This is a genomic window from Streptomyces sp. NPDC001634, assembly GCF_040298185.1.
Taxonomy (GTDB): domain Bacteria; phylum Actinomycetota; class Actinomycetes; order Streptomycetales; family Streptomycetaceae; genus Streptomyces.
The window spans coordinates 58,142-72,843 of the sequence record NZ_JBEOZU010000002.1; the positions used below are offsets into that span (position 1 = coordinate 58,142).

Sequence of the window (14,702 nt, forward strand, 5' to 3'; positions counted from 1 at the left end):
TGAGGGGGAGCCATGGCGCACTACCACCGCATCGCGGGCCAGGAACTCGGCCGGCTCGCAGCACTCAGCGACGGCATCTTCGCCGTGGCGATGACACTGCTCATCCTTGAACTCAAGGTCCCGGTCGAGCACACCTGGGACGAACGCGCCCTCTGGCAGCCGGGCGCAGTCGACCAGGAGGAGCCCGTTTGGCACGTGCTCACCCATGTGGGCCCCGAGTTCGCCGTGTGCTTCCTCGGCTTCCTCACCCTTGGGATGTTCTGGCTGGGGCAGCAGACTCAGCTCTCCCGTATCGAGCGCAGCGACCGCACCTTCGCGTGGATCCACATCATGTTCTTGTTCGGGGTCTCCGTGATGCCGTTCGCCACCGGCCTCATGACCGCGTTCACCTCGTCGCGGCTGGCGCTGCTGGTGTACTGGGCCGATCTGCTGTTCCTCGGGCTGGCGCAGCTTGCCGGGCTTCGGTACGCCGAACGCGCCGGCCTGCTGAAGGCGGACACGACGGCCGAGGACCTGCGGGCGATCCGCCGCAGGATCGCTGTCGTCCAGGCCCTGTACGCGGGTGCGGTGCTCCTCGCCGTGTTCAGCACGTACGTGTCCATCGGCGTGATCATCCTGCTGCAGCTCAACTCCGCCCTGTCGCCTCCGATCAGGCCGCTGAACCGGTTCTGACCGTTCCTAGGGACTGAGTGGGAGTGAGTCCTGTTGCCAGAACCCATGCTCAGCCGTGTGCCCCGAACGGTGTTGGACACACTGGTCGCCCGCTTTCGCTCCACGCTCGGCGCGCACGGATCGTGTCCGTTGTCCGGGAACGCGGGAGCGGGTTTCCTCACGCCCCGGGGCCACCGAGTCGGCCTGGACGGTCCGATGCCCCGCACGATCACTCCGGTCGTGTGGGGGCGGTGTCGTCCGTCGCCGGATCGGGTGCCCCAGGGCGCGCCTGCCGATCGCCACGGCGGCCGCGTCGTGGCGAGTGGTCTTCCTGGTCTTGGTGGTGAGGGGCTTCTGCCAGTGCTGGATGCCCCACTTGGACGTGTAGGCCGGATCCACGGCGACGAGGGGGATGCCGAGTTCGGCCGCCATGCTGACCAGCCGGGCCCGCAGCCTGGCCACGGGCATGCCGGAGATGAGCTTGCGGAACCGCTTGCGGCGGCCGTACTTCTCGCGGGTCTTCTCCGCGGTGAAGTCCAGGTCTTCAACGGCGACCGCGCGGCCGTGCCGCTGGGCCCAGTGCAGCAGACGGATCAGAGCGTGCCGGACCTGTGCGTCGCGGTGCTGGGCCGTGCCGGACAGGTCGTAAGGGAAGCGTCGGGGATCGCCGACGGGGTTGCCGTGCTCGTCGAGCCGCCAGGCGGCGAGGTGGTCGGCGTTGGTGTCCACGCCGATCAGGCCCATCGCGCGGGCCGCCTTAAGCGGCACTGTCTTGACCGGCGGGATCGTCCACGACGCGGTCAGGTACCAGCGGCCCCGCACGGTGTCCTCATGAATACGGTAGGCGACGGCCCGGTTGGCACTGACCCGGTCGCGCCACTGCTCGCCCCGGTGGGGGAAGCTCACCCGGGCGGCGAGCACGTACCGGCCGTGCGGCGCGTTCGCCAGGTGCGCCAGCGGCGCCGGGAGCTTCAGACAGACCTCGCCGTCGTCGATGACGCGGATGGTCTCGTTGCCGAACCGCTCGCCAGACTCGCCGTCGGCCTGGAGGAACCGTCGTTCGGCCTGCCACCGGTGTCGCCACTCCGGCTCGGTGAGCTGCGCTGCCTCCAGGTTGTGCCGGGTGTTCAGCAGTCGTTTCCCGCCGCGCACCACGTGCACGACACCTGCTTCACGGTCGGACCGCGCCCCATCGAGCCGGTCTTCGAGCACGTGCAGGCGGCGGGGCTTGGCGAACCACTCCTGCTTGCTGCGGTATCCGCCCGGCGTCTGCTTGGTGCCTTTCTCGCCCACGGGCCGGGACAGCCGGTGCGTGATTGTTTCGATCCCGGCCTGAAGGCTCTGGATGTGCGCGAGCTGGCCGCGCCGGGCGAGCGCCCACTGATCGTGGGTGGCCTTCGTGATCGACCCGGCCCAGCGCGACGAGGACCGTTCCGTGAGGATGCGCTTGCGCTCGGCCCACCGTTCGCTGTCGTGCTCCAGCCCAGCCGAGCACCGTGCCTTCAGGTCACGGGAGGCGAGCGTACCGAGCAGATCGCCGACCAGGCGAAGGACCTCCTCAGTTCACAACCCCGGGCGGTGGCCAGGCGCGGGCGTCCCGGCCTTCTTTCTGGGGGTACCACTTCTTCCCCCGATCCCGTTCCGCCTGACCATCGCCGGCTGCTGTCCCGGGGGCTGCGGCGCATTCAGTTCGTGCCATCGGAGCCCGCCCACAAGCAGCTCGTCTCCGGCGGCGAACCGGGCTGTGCCGCCCTCCTTCCAGGCGACCACGACGGCCAACCCGCCCATCGGGCCTCGGTCGGTCTTGGCGGAGCCCCAGTCCGCCGCTGGCTCGACGAGAATCCACCCTCGATCGGTTCTCATAATTGACCGGATGCGAGGGCTTCCACCGCTGGAAACCGGCGTCCCAGCCCGGCGAAAACTCCCTGGCTACGGGCCCCGCACACCGCGATACTCGTACGCGTGTTTCTGACGATCTCCACCACCGGCGACGAAAAGAACCCGGCGACCGACCTCGGCTTCCTGCTGCACAAGCACCCCGAGAAATCGCAGGCGTTCTCCACCTCCTATGGCACGGCGCACGTCCTCTACCCCGAGGCCGACGCCGGGCGCTGCACGGCCGCGCTGCTGCTGGAGGTCGATCCGGTGGCACTGGTCCGGCGCGGCAAGGGCAAGGGGCGCGGCGGCGCGCCCGACGCGGCGCTCGCGCAGTACGTCAACGACCGCCCGTATGCGGCTTCTTCACTGCTCGCCGTGGCGCTGAGCGGTGTGTTCTCCAGCGCGATGAAGGGCGTCTGCGCGGCGAAGCCCGAACTCCCGGGACTGCCCCGGCCGTTGCGGATCGAGATACCCGCGCTGCCCGCCCGCGGCGGACCCGACCTCGTACGGCGTCTGTTCGAGCCCCTCGGCTGGACCGTCACTGCCGAACCGGTGGCGCTGGACGCCGAGTTCCCGGAGTGGGGAGACTCGCGGTACGTCGGCCTGGTACTGGAATCCGAAGCGCTGACCCTCGCAGAGGCCCTGCGCCATCTGTACGTCCTGCTCCCCGTCCTCGACGACGCCAAGCACTACTGGGTCTCCGCCGACGAGGTCGACAAGCTGCTGCGAGCCGGTGAGGGCTGGCTGCCCGACCACCCCGAGCAGAAGCTGATCACCAGCCGCTATCTGTCGCGCCGCTGGTCGCTGACCCGGCAGGCGATGGAGCGGCTGGAGCTGGTGCGTCTCGCGGAGGCGGACGACAGCGAGGTCGAGGAGATCGACAACGCGGTCGAGGCGGAGACCGAGACGGAGGAGAAGCCGGCCCCGCTCGCGGAGCAGCGCCGGGACGCGATCATCGCGGCGCTCAAGGAGTCCGGGGCCGGGCGAGTGCTCGATCTCGGCTGCGGTCAGGGCCAGTTGGTGCAGGCGCTGCTGAAGGATGTGCAGTTCACGGAGATCGTGGGCGTGGACGTTTCGGTGCGGGCGCTCACCATTGCCTCCCGGCGGCTGAAGCTGGACCGCATGGGGGAGCGGCAGGCGTCGCGTGTGAAGCTGTTCCAGGGCTCGCTCGCGTACACCGACAACCGGCTCAAGGGGTACGACGCGGCCGTGCTCAGCGAAGTGATCGAGCACCTCGACCTGCCGCGGCTGCCCGCACTGGAGTATGCGGTGTTCGGCGCGGCGCGGCCCCGCACGGTCGTCGTGACGACCCCGAACGTCGAGTACAACGTCCGCTGGGAGACCCTTCCGGCCGGACATGTACGGCACGGCGACCACCGCTTCGAGTGGACGCGGGAGGAGTTCCGGTCCTGGGCGGGAGCGGTGGCCGAACGGCACGGCTACGACGTCGGGTTCAGGCCGGTCGGACCGGACGACCCCGAGGTCGGGCCGCCCACGCAGATGGCAGTGTTCAGGATGACGGCAGCGAAGGAGGAGAAGGCCGCATGACCGAGACCCAGCCCCTGAAGGGGCGCACCCTGCCCGTCACCGACCTCTCCCTCGTGGTGCTCGTCGGCGCCTCCGGCTCCGGCAAGTCCACCTTCGCGCGCAGGCACTTCAAGCCGACCGAGGTCATCTCGTCGGACTTCTGCCGCGGCCTCGTCTCGGACGACGAGAACGACCAGAGCGCCACCCGGGACGCCTTCGACGTGCTGCACTACATCGCGGGCAAGCGTCTGGCGGCCGGCCGCCGGACTGTCGTCGACGCGACCAGCGTGCAGCAGGACGCCCGCCGTCAGCTGATCGACCTGGCCAAGCAGTACGACGTGCTGCCCATCGCGATCGTGCTCGACGTACCGGAGGAGGTGTGCGCCGAGCGCAACGCGGCCCGCAGCGACCGGGCCGACATGCCGCGCCGGGTCATCCAGCGCCACACCCGTGAACTCCGCCGCTCGCTCAGGCACTTGGAGCGTGAGGGCTTCCGCAAGGTGCACGTCCTGCGGGGTGTGGAGGAGGTCGAGAACGCGACGGTCGTCACCGAGAAGCGCTTCAACGACCTCACCCACCTCACCGGCCCCTTCGACATCATCGGCGACATCCACGGCTGCTCCACGGAACTGGAGGCGCTGCTGGGCAAGCTCGGCTACGCCGAGGGTGTGCACCCGGAGGGTCGTACGGCCGTGTTCGTCGGCGACCTCGTGGACCGCGGCCCGGACAGTCCGGGGGTCTTGCGCCGGGTGATGTCGATGGTTGCGTCGGGCAACGCGCTGTGCGTGCCGGGCAACCACGAGAACAAGTACGGCCGTCATCTGCGCGGTCGCAAGGTGCAGCACACCCATGGACTCGCCGAGACCATCGAGCAGATGGAGGGCGAGAGCGAGGAGTTCAAGCAGCAGGTACGGGAGTTCATCGACGGCCTCGTCAGCCACTACGTCCTCGACGGCGGCCGGCTGGTCGTCTGCCACGCCGGTCTGCCCGAGAGGTATCACGGGCGCACCTCCGGCCGGGTCCGCTCGCATGCGCTGTACGGCGACACCACGGGGGAGACGGACGAGTTCGGCCTGCCGGTGCGCTACCCGTGGGCGGAGGACTACCGGGGCCGGGCGGCGGTTGTCTACGGTCACACCCCGGTTCCGCAGGCCACCTGGCTGAACAACACCATCAGTCCCAACATCGCCCCACCAGCCACCGGCACACCTTGCCGCCAGCCCCTCATGCCGGTCGCGTAACAAGGCGAAACCGACAAAGATGCAGGTCAGGGCGCCGGTAGCGGCTCGGGCGCGTCGTCCGGCACCGGGGCCTCAAGCGGCGTCCGTGATGGCGGAATTGAAGGTTCCGTTTCCTGGGGAGCGTCTGGGGAGATCTTTTTCGCGTCTCCCTCAAACCAGCTCTGCATTGCCGACCTGCCCCGGCCATCCGCCTCAGGCATCATGTGCGCGTAGATCCGGAGCGTAATCGACGGATCCGCGTGGCCCAGCCACTTCGAGACTGACACAACCGACTCACGCGCGTCCAGCTGCACACTGGCGAACGTGTGCCGTAGCGAGTGGAAGCCCATCTCCCGGTCCTCCGCGTACCGCTTCACCGTGCGGAACCGGCCCGGCTTCCCCGCGATCGGCCGCTTCGTCTCCTCGGGCGGGGCGATGAGCCCGGCCGCCTCGAGCGCCGGCTTCCAGAAGGAGTCGTTGAAGTAGTCCCGCCGCCAGGCCCCGCCCCGTGCAGCAGTCAGCAGCAGCTCGAACGTCCGCGGTGCCCGCTCCTTCAGTTCCTTCTCCGTCTCGCCCTCTTCGGGGTCCCCCCATGGCAGGGTCACCGCCTTCGCCGGCCACCGCTCGAGGTGCTCCTTTACTCGGAGCAGCAAGTGTTGAGGCACGGGGACGGTGCGCGTCTTGCGGCCCTTCGGCAGGGCGAACACGAGTTTCGACCCCACCTTCTTTATCTGCCTCTGCACATGGATGACCTGCGCGTCGAAGTCGACGTCCTCGACTGCGAGCCCGAACACCTCACCCTGCCGCAGCCCCGCGCCGACACCGAGGTCTACGGCAAGCTGCACCCGCTCATCGATCAGCGACCGCACCAGCAGGACCCGGTCACGCGACCACGCGTTGGCCCGCGGTTCGGGGCGGGCCGGCGGGCGGACGGTCTTCTGGGAGCGGCAGTAGTTCTTGGTGATCCGCTCGTCGTCGACGGCGGCCTGCAGGATCGCGGAGAGCGAGCCCCACACGTCGTTGACGGTGCCCGGACCGAGCTGGGCGTTGAGTGTCTTCAGCCAGGCCCGCAGTTGAGGCGTCTTGATTCCGTTCAGGGGCTTCGATCCAAGGTGGGTAAGGATGTGGTTCCATACCTTGCCCTTGATGGTCGCCCTGGTGATCGGGTCGGGATAGTCCTGGTTGGGCCACCAGTGATCCTCGACGTACTCGCGCAGAAGCATGGCGCCATCGCGGGGATCGATGAACTCGCCGCGTGACGACTCGTGCTGGGCCTTGGCCAGCCACGCCTTTGCGCCGTTGATGCCCGTGAGCTTCTCGAAGCTGCGGTCCTTGACGCCTGGTACGCCGGCAACCCTGTACCGCTTGCCCTGCTCGCAGCGGTCCGTCGGGATCGTGCGCTTGCCGTCGGGGCCCTTCTTGTACCAGCGGTCCTCGATGTAGCCAGCCATGCAGTACCCCCTTGTTTTGCGCGTCAGACCAGGGCGTTGTCAGGCGAGTCCATGGTCACGATCTCACCCTGCCACAGCTGGAACCACTGGCCGCCTGCAAGGAACAGCTCTATAGGGGGGTTTACTGCGCGGGCGAGCTCTTCGGCGGTCAGGTCGGGGCAGACGTGCAGGCGGACGACGCCCTTGGACTCCCGGATATGGACGCCCTGGATGCGGTCGACGTCGGGATCCGGCTCGTACTGGACGGTGAGCGGGCTGTCGGGGGAGTTGGCGCTGATGATCTGGCCGCGCCAGATCTGGAACCAACCGCAGTTGCCGACGAACGCCTTCAGCGCCGCGTTGAGGGGGGTCAGGTATTCGTCGGCGGTGGCGCCTTCGCGGAGCTTGATCGTGACTCGCCCGCGGGTCTCTGTGATCTCGACGAGGTCGTCCGGCTTGAGGTCTGTCGTGGCTTCGTACACAACGCGCAGCATGCGCCCTCCCCTGGGTGCGGTGCGCGTGGGTGTAATGGGCCGAACGCGCACGGTTGTGGAAGGGTACGCCGCGTACACAGACCGCGACAATCCGTTCAAACGAATGTCTACTTAGGGACTTTTTCGGTCACGTGATGACGTGGCTGGGGCGAGCTCTACTGCTCGTTCTCGCGCCGATCCTGCTCAATCTCACGCCGCGCCTGCTCGTCCAACTCGATCATCCGACGCCAACGCCGCAGCTCAGACTCAGGCATGCCCGCAAGGTGGCTGACGATGATACGCACGTCGTCGTTGTAGCCGGCCAGCTCGGTCGCCTCATATTCCAGCCACTGTGCTGCGGCTGCGGCCTTGACGCGCCGCTCGCTCACGTTGAGGGCGATAGCGAGGGCCTTCAGTTGCAGCGGGCTCGGGGAGTTGGCCGGCGGGTTGGCGACGAGCCGCTGAAGGTAGGGCTTGGACAGCTTGGTCCCGGACTCCCGATGGACGGCCCGCTCGGACATTTTGGCGTAGGAGAGGCCGCGGTCGTTTGCGTCCTGGATGAGCTGCGAGAGCGCACCTCGGGGACTCGGCTCGTCCGTACCGGTTGCCCGGTCGGGGGCCGTTGCCGTCATGTCCTCTTCCTCTCGCGTCACGTCAGATACCAGGTGTCTCTGTAGGGGTCGGCGTGCTCGGGAAAAGTACCAGCTCAGTCCGTACAACCATCCTGGATCCGAGACAGTTCGTCTACAAGACGATGCTATCCAGCCAGAAATCATGCCGATACTCGACCCCGAATCGTCTCGGATCTGTAGACGAAACGGCTCCACTGTGCTTTCCTAAGTTGTGCAAGCAACCGCACCAATCGGGGGCAAAGTGAGTCGACGTGCAAGCAGACGCTGGACCATACGCAGCGTCGAAATCTTCAGGCACTACATGGACTTCCCGGGTCGAGGTCGATCCTTCTCGATCCGCGATCTGGCCGAAGAGTCAGGCGTCAGCAAGGGAGTCATCGAGAACCTCCTCGCTGGCCGGCAGGACAACGCCGACGTCGATGACGCCATAGCCCTCGCGGAGACGGTCGGCAGCGCGATCTTCCCCCTTTTCGCGCCCCCATCGTCTCCAGACCTGAGCCGAACGTCTCGTCCCCCAACCCCCACAAGTGAGGAATAGACCAATGCCGAAGAAGAACAGGACTCCGCCGAGGAAGCCGGAGAGCCCCCCGGAGGGCTGGCTCTGGAGCCAAGACGCCGCCGACTACCTCGGCGTCCACGTCGTCACCCTCAACGGCTGGCGCCGCGACGGAACCGCACCGAAGAGCGTCCTCCACGGACGCCGCCGCTACGCCTACAAGATCAGCGACCTCGATGCCTGGCTGAACGGCGACCGCGCCAAAGACGACCAGCCCCACCGAGCCCGCTCAGCCGCCTAGCGGCTTTGAGCCCCGAACCGCCGGGCTTCCACACACCGGCAGCCGGGGCCCCGCGGCCTAGCCGCGCGATCCACCCACACCATCCGAAGAGAAGGGCAGACCGTGCCTACATCATCCCTCAACCCCAACCGTGACGAGTACATCGCTGGCCTGCGCGAGCTGGCTGACTGGTTGGAGCAGCACCCGGAGTACGGCACCCCGGTCACGAGCCAGATGCTCTTGCCGCTGACCACGAACAGCGCGGTGGAGGATTTCGCCGCCGCCCATGGCCTGACCGTCGAGGTTGACGACGACGGCAACGCCTCGACCGACATCAAGTTCGGCCCGATCAGCTACCACGCCTACGGCTACGCGGACTTCAACAAGCATGTGAAGCAGCTCAACGAGCGCCGGGCCCGTACCTGGGCCGCCAAGAACGACATGGTCATCCAGCCCCGCGAGGGCGGTGACGAGTCGTGATCTCGATGCCGCTTCCCGACCGCCCGATGCCGACCCCGACAGATGTCCGCCTCTTCTCGGCCCGCATGGCGCCCGCGCACGTGGTGCAGGCGGCGGCCGACGCGGACCGTGCGGAGGAGTGGCTGGCCATCCCGTGCCTGCCGCTGAAGCCCGCGCAGATGGCGACTCGTGAGCGTGTTCTCGCCCAGTGGCACCGCGCGGACAAGGTGCTCGCCGCTTCCGCGCTGCGGCCCGTCCAGGCGACGGAGGTGCTGTCGTGACCGCCGACCGTCTGACACCGCAGCGCGAAGCCGAGATCCGGGAGGTAGTGGAGCACTCGCGCGGTTGGGCGGGAGCGCCTGCCACATACACGCGGATGCTGCACGACCTCCTCGCCGAGCTGGCCGCGGTCCGCAAGGAACGCGACGAGGCACGGGCCGCCAACCTGCACACGCCGCGGATCTGCGCGTGCGGTCACGGCCACCTCGCCCACACCGTTCCGGCGCCGCACTCCTGCTTCGCCTACGGCCAGACCTGCCCGTGCCCCGCGTACCGGCAGCTCCCGCACGACGAGGCCGTGGCCCAGCTCGACCGCAACCGGCAGGCCGCTGCCGACCGGGCGCGCGAGGACGAGGAGGCCGCCCGATGACCGCCGACATGCAGGCCCTGCCCGCCCGCCAGCGCGAGGCCGCCGCCGTGGAGGCGGAGCAGATCTGGGCTGAGCGGGACCGCCGTGTCGCCGCCCTCACCCTCCGCCAAGCCGCCGAACGCACCCACTCTCCGTCGGACCGGATCGGCGACTCCCTCGCCGCCTTCCTCGTCCGCGAGCAGATCCCGGTGTCCACCGACGACACCTACCCGGGATGGGTCGAGCACATCGCCGCCCTCCAAGCCGCCAACCGCAACGCCCGCAAGGAGGGCTCGTGAGCGCCTACCACATCACCGTGTTCCTGGACCGCAAGACCAACGTGCGCGGCACTGGAATGCCGAACCCGGTCCTGCATGTCGAGCCGGACGGCTGGCACGGACCCGGCGATGTCTCCTTCCAGATGCACCGGAACCTGACCGCCGACGAGCGGGTGAAGGTTGCTGAGGAGTTTCTGAAGAACGTCACCGCCTGGCGTGACCAGATCGTCGGCGAGGTCGAGCGGGAGCGCACGGCCGTCGACGAACTCGCCGCCGCCCGCGAGGAGATCGCCCGCCTCAAGGCCGCAGCCGAGGAGGCAGCGTGATGGCGACCGCACTGGAGCCCCTGCACGCGGATGACGTCGAGGCCGTCCTGATCCGCTTGGACGCCGACTACCGCACCATCTACGGCCCCGACCTCGGCTCCTGGTCGAAGGGGGTGCGGGGAGAGTTCTTCGACCTGTCCCGTTCCCGCCGCACGATGGACCACGAGGCGCACCCGCTGCACCCGCGGAGGGCGTCAGCGGCCCGTAGGCGCCGTCACCGTACCCAGCTCGCCTACCGCATCCACCGAATCGCGCCCGGCGCGGTGACGGTCCTGTTGACGCCGGTATGGAGCGATGTACACGGCCCGATGGAGCGCGTGTTCGTCGTCACCGCCCGCAACGCCGACGGCCAGCACCTGAAGCTGCCGCGCGGCGGCTCCCGCCAGATCACGGCGCTCGTACAGGGCGCCTTCCCCACCGCCGACTGGGACCGCACCCACACCTGGCGCGCCGACACCAACCAGCTCACCGGCTGGCAGGCACGGAGGTACGCGGCATGAGCGAGCAGGCCACTGTGTGCGCCGACTGCCGCGAGATGGCAGCAAACCGGGCCTGGGTGCTTCGTGCACTCGGACACGCGGACTGCGTGGCCGCGATCCGTGCCGAGCGACGCGCCGCCCTCCGATTCTGGATCCGCATCAACCCGCAGGGTTGCGTGACCGGCTCCGTGTACGCCTCCGCCTTGGGCGAGGACAGCACCGAGGGCGCGCACGCCGAGTTCGTCCCGGACCGGCCCACCCGCCTGTATGAAGCCGCGCACGGGTGGCGCCACGAACGCGTCGACCGGGCGGAGTGGAAGCGGCGTGCCGAGGACTGCCTCCTCGGCGAGTGCCAGCACCGGACGGCGGCGGCCTGATGGGCGGCCAGGAGCTCCGCCAGGAGTTCGCGGTCGGCCAGTCCACCACCCGCGAGATCCGCGCCGCGGCCGTGCATGTCGCCGACCGGATAGCAGCCGAACACCCGCACCCGCTCGACGACACCATGCCGAAGCTCGCGGGCCGGCTGCTCGCCAAGGACCCGATCGTCGCCGCCGGAATCCTCGAACTCCTCGACGCAATCGGGTTGCGCCCGGCCATGGGGAGGGCCTCGTGACCGCCCCGCTGCCGTCGCCGTACACCACGCCGCTCGCGGGCCGCCTGCTCGATGCCCTCGCCCGCCTCGCGATCCGCCTCCTCGGCCTCCACGAGGTCCAGCTCGAAGCCGACCTGATCGTCGCAACTGCCGCAAACCAGCGCCTGAAAGAAGGCCAGCAGTGATCACCACCACCGCCATAACGGCCGTCGAGCTCGCCGAGCTGATCGACAAGGCCGCCGCGGTCATCGCCCGCAACGGTCTCGCCAAGCGCTACCTGTACGACACGCGGCAGGCCGACACCGGACTCCCGCTCGACCAGTGCCGAGTCGACATCATCGGCGCCCTCAACGTGGCCGCCCACGGAACCCCCCGCTACGCGACCAGCCGCATCGTCTACGCCGCGGAACGCGCCCTCGAGCAGCGGATCGAGCACGCCTCGATCGTCACCTGGGTCGACCAGACGGGCCGCGACGCCGACGACGCCATCGTCCTGCTCAAGACCGTCGCCGCGGAGCTGCGGACGGAGGCGGCGATATGAGCATCACCGACTACCTGCCCCGCCTCGGACTCCTCGAGCGGACCACTCCCCGACACCGTGCGGTCGACGAGGTGGGCCGCCTCCGCCACCAGCTGGCCGGCGCCGAGATCTACATGGCCGGGCAGCGCGTGCAGATCGAGGACCTGGAGATCGAGCGCGACAACGCGACCGAGCGCCGGGACATCGCGGAGAAGGCCCTCACCCAGGCCGAGGCCGTCATCCGGCTCCGCGACCAGCGGATCGCCGAGCTGGAGCGGCGGCTGAACGTCGGAGTCCTCGCCGAAGCCGTCGTCGCCAAGACGCAGGAACTCGACTGCCGCAGCCTCCAGGAGCGCTTCGAGACCGGGCCCGTCCGCCGCCTCGGCGCCTCCCCACTCGCCGCCACCGACCCCGCGCACGTACCCGCCTGGGTGCGGATCGAAGGGAGGATCTCATGAACACCCCCGCTCTCCGCCTGCTGTCTCTCGGTGCTGGCGTGCAGTCGACCACCCTGCTGCTCCTCGCCGCCGAGGGGCGCCTACCGAAGCTGGACGGCGCGATCTTCGCCGACACCGGCTGGGAGCCCGCCGCGGTGTACGAGCACCTCGACCGCATCGATCGTGAGATTGCCCAGCCCGCCGGAATACCCATCTACCGCGTGGCCGCGGGCAACATCCGCCGCGACGCTCTTGACCCGGCGCACCGGTTCGCGTCGATGCCGCTGTTCATCAAGAACCCCGACGGCGGCGACGGCATGACTCGACGCCAGTGCACGGCTGAGTACAAGCTGAAGCCGATCAAGGCCAAGGCGCGGGAGCTGCTCGGCTACCCGCACCCCACCCCCGTACCGCGCGGCATGCATGCTGAGCAGTGGATTGGCATTAGTCGCGACGAGTTCGGCCGTGCCAAGGACTCCGGCATCCAGTACCTACGCAGCACCTGGCCGCTCCTCGACCTCGACGGCGCCGCCGACGGCCGCGAAGGCTGGACCCGCGACGACTGCCTCCGCTACCTGCGCGCCAACGGCTGGGCATCCACGCCGAAGAGCGCGTGCATCGGCTGCCCGTTCCACGGCAACGCTCAGTGGCGCGCACTGCGCGACACCTGCATCCGCTGCGGCCACCATCGTGACGAGCACTGGCGGATCCTGTTCCAGGCGACGCCTCGCTGCGGGCACCTGTACAACCCTAGCGCCGGGGACGACGTTCCGGCTGATGTCTGCGAGTGCTCCGGCTTCTACGCGCCCGAGTGGGACGACGCTGTCGAGTTCGATGCCGCCATCCGCTCCGGTAACGCCCGCGGCAACGCCAACGGCAAGCCCCTACTCGGCGAGGCGTACCTGCACCGCTCGCGCCTCCCGCTTGGCCAGGCGCCCATCGACCGGGTTACCGCGCACGAGTGGGGCAAGCAGCAGACCGACATCTTCGGTCAGATTGCCGACATTGAGCTCGAGGAGGGCGACCCCGACGGGTGCTCGCCCTGGACCTGCCGGTCTGGGCGGCCAGTCGAGGACGCCGCATAGACCCGCCGGGCCGCGCGGATGGCGAAGGCCGCCGGCCCGGCGACACCACCACAACCCAAGACCGGCGAGCGCGTAGAGACCCCCCGCTCCGCGCCGCCACCCAGGCCGCCGGCCCGCGGCCACCCCCAACCTCGGGCCGGCGGCCTCCACCCCGCACACCCAGAACCAGACATCACCCAGCACTACAACCACGGGAGTCACTCGTGAGCACTGAAATCGTCAAGGCCAGCCCCATACACCGCGGGGGCGGCGCGCTCTCCCTCGGCGAGATGAGCCCGCGCGACGCGTGGCTGTTCTGCGAGTCGCTCGCCGACACGCCCCTGCTGCCCGACGCCTACCGCAACCGGCCCGCCTCCGTCCTGTGGGCCATGGAGTACGGCCGCGCCCTCGGCCTCGACGTGGTCACCACCATCACCACGATCCACGTCATCAAAGGCAAGCCCACCCAGTCCGCCGACCTGATGCTGTCCCGGACCCGCGCGGCCGGCCACAAGGTCCGCATCCGGCAGGAGCCCGGCAAGTGCACCGTCAGCATCTGGCGGTCGGACGACCCCGAGTTCGAGAACGCCATCACCTGGACCTACGACGACGCCGTCACGGCCGGGCTCTGCGAGATGCGCAACGACCGCCCGTACTCCCGCAGCCAGAAGGGCGAGCCCCAGGCCTGGGAGAAGTACCCGCGGGCCATGCTGCGGGCGCGCGCCATCGCCGAGGCCGTCCGCTCGGCCTGCCCCGAGGTACTGCACGGCGCGATCTACACCCCGGAGGAGCTCGGCGCCCGCGTCGACGCCGAGGGCCTGCCGATGGAAGCCGAGGTGCAGCAGCTCCGCGTCGTCCAGGCAAACGAGCCCGACCCGTGGGCCACGCCCGCGCCGCAGCCCCAGACGGCAGCGCAGGGCCGCGACTACCTGAACGAGGCACGTGAAGCCGCCGACGCCGCAACGGTGCGGCAGATCTGGCAGCAGGCCAAGGTCGACGGCGCCGTGCCCGAGTACCTGGCGCAGATCGCCGAAGTCGGAAAGCAGAAGGCAGCGGCGGAACAGCAGGCGAGCGACACGACCAACGACGAGGACATCGTCGAGGGCGAGGTCGTGGCCGACTCCGACGCCGACCACGCCGCCGCGGTCGCCGAACTCCGCGCCGCCGCAGACGCCGCGAACCTCACCGACTTCGAGAAGGGCGCATACGGGGCCCTCGGCTGCTCCGTCGAAGACGCCTCCGCCAACGCGATCCGCGCCCTCGCCGCACAGATCCGCGGCGCGGCCTGACCCGCACCACACCACGGGCCGCCCCGCGGGAATCGGGGCGGCC

At 69.3% G+C, this 14,702-nt stretch carries 19 protein-coding genes and 2 pseudogenes; 17 read left to right on the forward strand and 4 right to left on the reverse strand.

Annotated features, from left to right (window positions below):
- Window positions 1-12: 12 nt before the first annotated feature.
- A complete protein-coding gene (locus tag ABT186_RS01565; RefSeq protein ID WP_351221792.1) occupies window positions 13-672 on the forward strand; it encodes a TMEM175 family protein in 660 nt (219 codons plus the stop codon).
- A 6-nt stretch (window positions 673-678) separates the two neighbouring features.
- Here ABT186_RS01565 and ABT186_RS01570 read toward each other — a convergent pair.
- A pseudogene (locus ABT186_RS01570) lies at window positions 679-2,211 on the reverse strand (IS200/IS605 family accessory protein TnpB-related protein); the annotation flags it as partial.
- A gap of 402 nt (window positions 2,212-2,613) precedes the next feature.
- Here ABT186_RS01570 and ABT186_RS01575 point away from each other — a divergent pair.
- A complete protein-coding gene (locus tag ABT186_RS01575; RefSeq protein ID WP_351922920.1) occupies window positions 2,614-4,077 on the forward strand; it encodes a 3' terminal RNA ribose 2'-O-methyltransferase Hen1 in 1,464 nt (487 codons plus the stop codon).
- Window positions 4,074-5,231 (forward strand): annotated as a pseudogene (locus ABT186_RS01580) (AAA family ATPase); the annotation flags it as partial. The gene ABT186_RS01575 and the pseudogene ABT186_RS01580, both read left to right, overlap by 4 nt.
- Window positions 5,232-5,323: 92 nt before the next feature.
- Here ABT186_RS01580 and ABT186_RS01585 read toward each other — a convergent pair.
- From ABT186_RS01585 to ABT186_RS01595, 3 genes are all read right to left on the reverse strand, one after another.
- Window positions 5,324-6,727, reverse strand: coding sequence for a tyrosine-type recombinase/integrase (locus tag ABT186_RS01585; RefSeq protein ID WP_351922922.1), 1,404 nt, complete (start codon window positions 6,725-6,727; stop codon window positions 5,324-5,326).
- Window positions 6,728-6,750: 23 nt separating this feature from the next.
- Complete coding sequence (locus tag ABT186_RS01590; RefSeq protein ID WP_351922924.1) at window positions 6,751-7,200, reverse strand: hypothetical protein; 450 nt, start codon at window positions 7,198-7,200, stop codon at window positions 6,751-6,753.
- Window positions 7,201-7,355: 155 nt separating this feature from the next.
- A complete protein-coding gene (locus ABT186_RS01595; protein ID WP_351922926.1) occupies window positions 7,356-7,811 on the reverse strand; it encodes a hypothetical protein in 456 nt (151 codons plus the stop codon).
- Between the two features lie 542 nt (window positions 7,812-8,353).
- Here ABT186_RS01595 and ABT186_RS01600 point away from each other — a divergent pair.
- From ABT186_RS01600 to ABT186_RS01665, 14 genes are all read left to right on the forward strand, one after another.
- The gene (locus ABT186_RS01600; protein ID WP_351922928.1) at window positions 8,354-8,608 is read left to right on the forward strand and encodes a helix-turn-helix transcriptional regulator; all 255 of its coding nucleotides are present in this window, start codon (window positions 8,354-8,356) and stop codon (window positions 8,606-8,608) included.
- Between the two features lie 102 nt (window positions 8,609-8,710).
- Complete coding sequence (locus ABT186_RS01605) at window positions 8,711-9,067, forward strand: hypothetical protein (protein WP_351922930.1); 357 nt, start codon at window positions 8,711-8,713, stop codon at window positions 9,065-9,067.
- A 26-nt stretch (window positions 9,068-9,093) separates the two neighbouring features.
- Window positions 9,094-9,327 carry a hypothetical protein gene (locus ABT186_RS01610; protein ID WP_351922932.1) on the forward strand — a complete coding sequence of 78 codons (234 nt, stop codon included), beginning with the start codon at window positions 9,094-9,096 and terminating at the stop codon, window positions 9,325-9,327.
- Window positions 9,324-9,695 carry a hypothetical protein gene (locus ABT186_RS01615; RefSeq protein WP_351922933.1) on the forward strand — a complete coding sequence of 124 codons (372 nt, stop codon included), beginning with the start codon at window positions 9,324-9,326 and terminating at the stop codon, window positions 9,693-9,695. The genes ABT186_RS01610 and ABT186_RS01615 overlap by 4 nt, the downstream gene beginning before the upstream one ends.
- Window positions 9,692-9,973, forward strand: coding sequence for a hypothetical protein (locus tag ABT186_RS01620; RefSeq protein WP_351922935.1), 282 nt, complete (start codon window positions 9,692-9,694; stop codon window positions 9,971-9,973). Before ABT186_RS01615 ends, ABT186_RS01620 begins: the two co-directional genes overlap by 4 nt.
- Window positions 9,970-10,278, forward strand: a complete 309-nt coding sequence (locus ABT186_RS01625) for a hypothetical protein (RefSeq protein ID WP_351922937.1) — start codon at window positions 9,970-9,972, stop codon at window positions 10,276-10,278. The genes ABT186_RS01620 and ABT186_RS01625 overlap by 4 nt, the downstream gene beginning before the upstream one ends.
- Complete coding sequence (locus tag ABT186_RS01630) at window positions 10,278-10,778, forward strand: hypothetical protein (protein WP_351922939.1); 501 nt, start codon at window positions 10,278-10,280, stop codon at window positions 10,776-10,778. The genes ABT186_RS01625 and ABT186_RS01630 overlap by 1 nt, the downstream gene beginning before the upstream one ends.
- Window positions 10,775-11,134, forward strand: a complete 360-nt coding sequence (locus tag ABT186_RS01635; RefSeq protein WP_351922941.1) for a hypothetical protein — start codon at window positions 10,775-10,777, stop codon at window positions 11,132-11,134. Before ABT186_RS01630 ends, ABT186_RS01635 begins: the two co-directional genes overlap by 4 nt.
- On the forward strand, window positions 11,107-11,370 hold the full coding sequence (locus ABT186_RS01640) for a hypothetical protein (RefSeq protein WP_351922943.1): 264 nt from the start codon (window positions 11,107-11,109) through the stop codon (window positions 11,368-11,370). Before ABT186_RS01635 ends, ABT186_RS01640 begins: the two co-directional genes overlap by 28 nt.
- Complete coding sequence (locus tag ABT186_RS01645) at window positions 11,367-11,534, forward strand: hypothetical protein (protein WP_351922945.1); 168 nt, start codon at window positions 11,367-11,369, stop codon at window positions 11,532-11,534. Before ABT186_RS01640 ends, ABT186_RS01645 begins: the two co-directional genes overlap by 4 nt.
- The gene (locus tag ABT186_RS01650; RefSeq protein WP_351922947.1) at window positions 11,531-11,890 is read left to right on the forward strand and encodes a DUF6197 family protein; all 360 of its coding nucleotides are present in this window, start codon (window positions 11,531-11,533) and stop codon (window positions 11,888-11,890) included. Before ABT186_RS01645 ends, ABT186_RS01650 begins: the two co-directional genes overlap by 4 nt.
- Complete coding sequence (locus ABT186_RS01655) at window positions 11,887-12,327, forward strand: hypothetical protein (protein WP_351922949.1); 441 nt, start codon at window positions 11,887-11,889, stop codon at window positions 12,325-12,327. The genes ABT186_RS01650 and ABT186_RS01655 overlap by 4 nt, the downstream gene beginning before the upstream one ends.
- The gene (locus ABT186_RS01660) at window positions 12,324-13,391 is read left to right on the forward strand and encodes an adenine nucleotide alpha hydrolase family protein (protein ID WP_351922951.1); all 1,068 of its coding nucleotides are present in this window, start codon (window positions 12,324-12,326) and stop codon (window positions 13,389-13,391) included. The genes ABT186_RS01655 and ABT186_RS01660 overlap by 4 nt, the downstream gene beginning before the upstream one ends.
- Before the next feature lie 203 nt (window positions 13,392-13,594).
- Window positions 13,595-14,659 (forward strand): recombinase RecT, encoded by a 1,065-nt coding sequence (locus ABT186_RS01665; RefSeq protein WP_351922953.1) that lies wholly within the window; start codon window positions 13,595-13,597, stop codon window positions 14,657-14,659.
- Window positions 14,660-14,702: the final 43 nt, after the last annotated feature.

Bases quoted from the DNA above. Each gene is read 5' to 3' on its own strand.
- ABT186_RS01565 (WP_351221792.1), top strand. From the start codon at position 13: ATGGCGCACTACCACCGCATCGCGGGCCAGGAACTCGGCCGGCTCGCA.
- ABT186_RS01590 (WP_351922924.1), bottom strand. From the start codon at position 7,200: ATGCTGCGCGTTGTGTACGAAGCCACGACAGACCTCAAGCCGGACGAC.
- ABT186_RS01585 (WP_351922922.1), bottom strand. From the start codon at position 6,727: ATGGCTGGCTACATCGAGGACCGCTGGTACAAGAAGGGCCCCGACGGC.
- ABT186_RS01630 (WP_351922939.1), top strand. From the start codon at position 10,278: ATGGCGACCGCACTGGAGCCCCTGCACGCGGATGACGTCGAGGCCGTC.
- ABT186_RS01610 (WP_351922932.1), top strand. From the start codon at position 9,094: ATGCCGACCCCGACAGATGTCCGCCTCTTCTCGGCCCGCATGGCGCCC.
- ABT186_RS01655 (WP_351922949.1), top strand. From the start codon at position 11,887: ATGAGCATCACCGACTACCTGCCCCGCCTCGGACTCCTCGAGCGGACC.
- ABT186_RS01620 (WP_351922935.1), top strand. From the start codon at position 9,692: ATGACCGCCGACATGCAGGCCCTGCCCGCCCGCCAGCGCGAGGCCGCC.
- ABT186_RS01595 (WP_351922926.1), bottom strand. From the start codon at position 7,811: ATGACGGCAACGGCCCCCGACCGGGCAACCGGTACGGACGAGCCGAGT.
- ABT186_RS01600 (WP_351922928.1), top strand. From the start codon at position 8,354: ATGCCGAAGAAGAACAGGACTCCGCCGAGGAAGCCGGAGAGCCCCCCG.
- ABT186_RS01635 (WP_351922941.1), top strand. From the start codon at position 10,775: ATGAGCGAGCAGGCCACTGTGTGCGCCGACTGCCGCGAGATGGCAGCA.
- ABT186_RS01660 (WP_351922951.1), top strand. From the start codon at position 12,324: ATGAACACCCCCGCTCTCCGCCTGCTGTCTCTCGGTGCTGGCGTGCAG.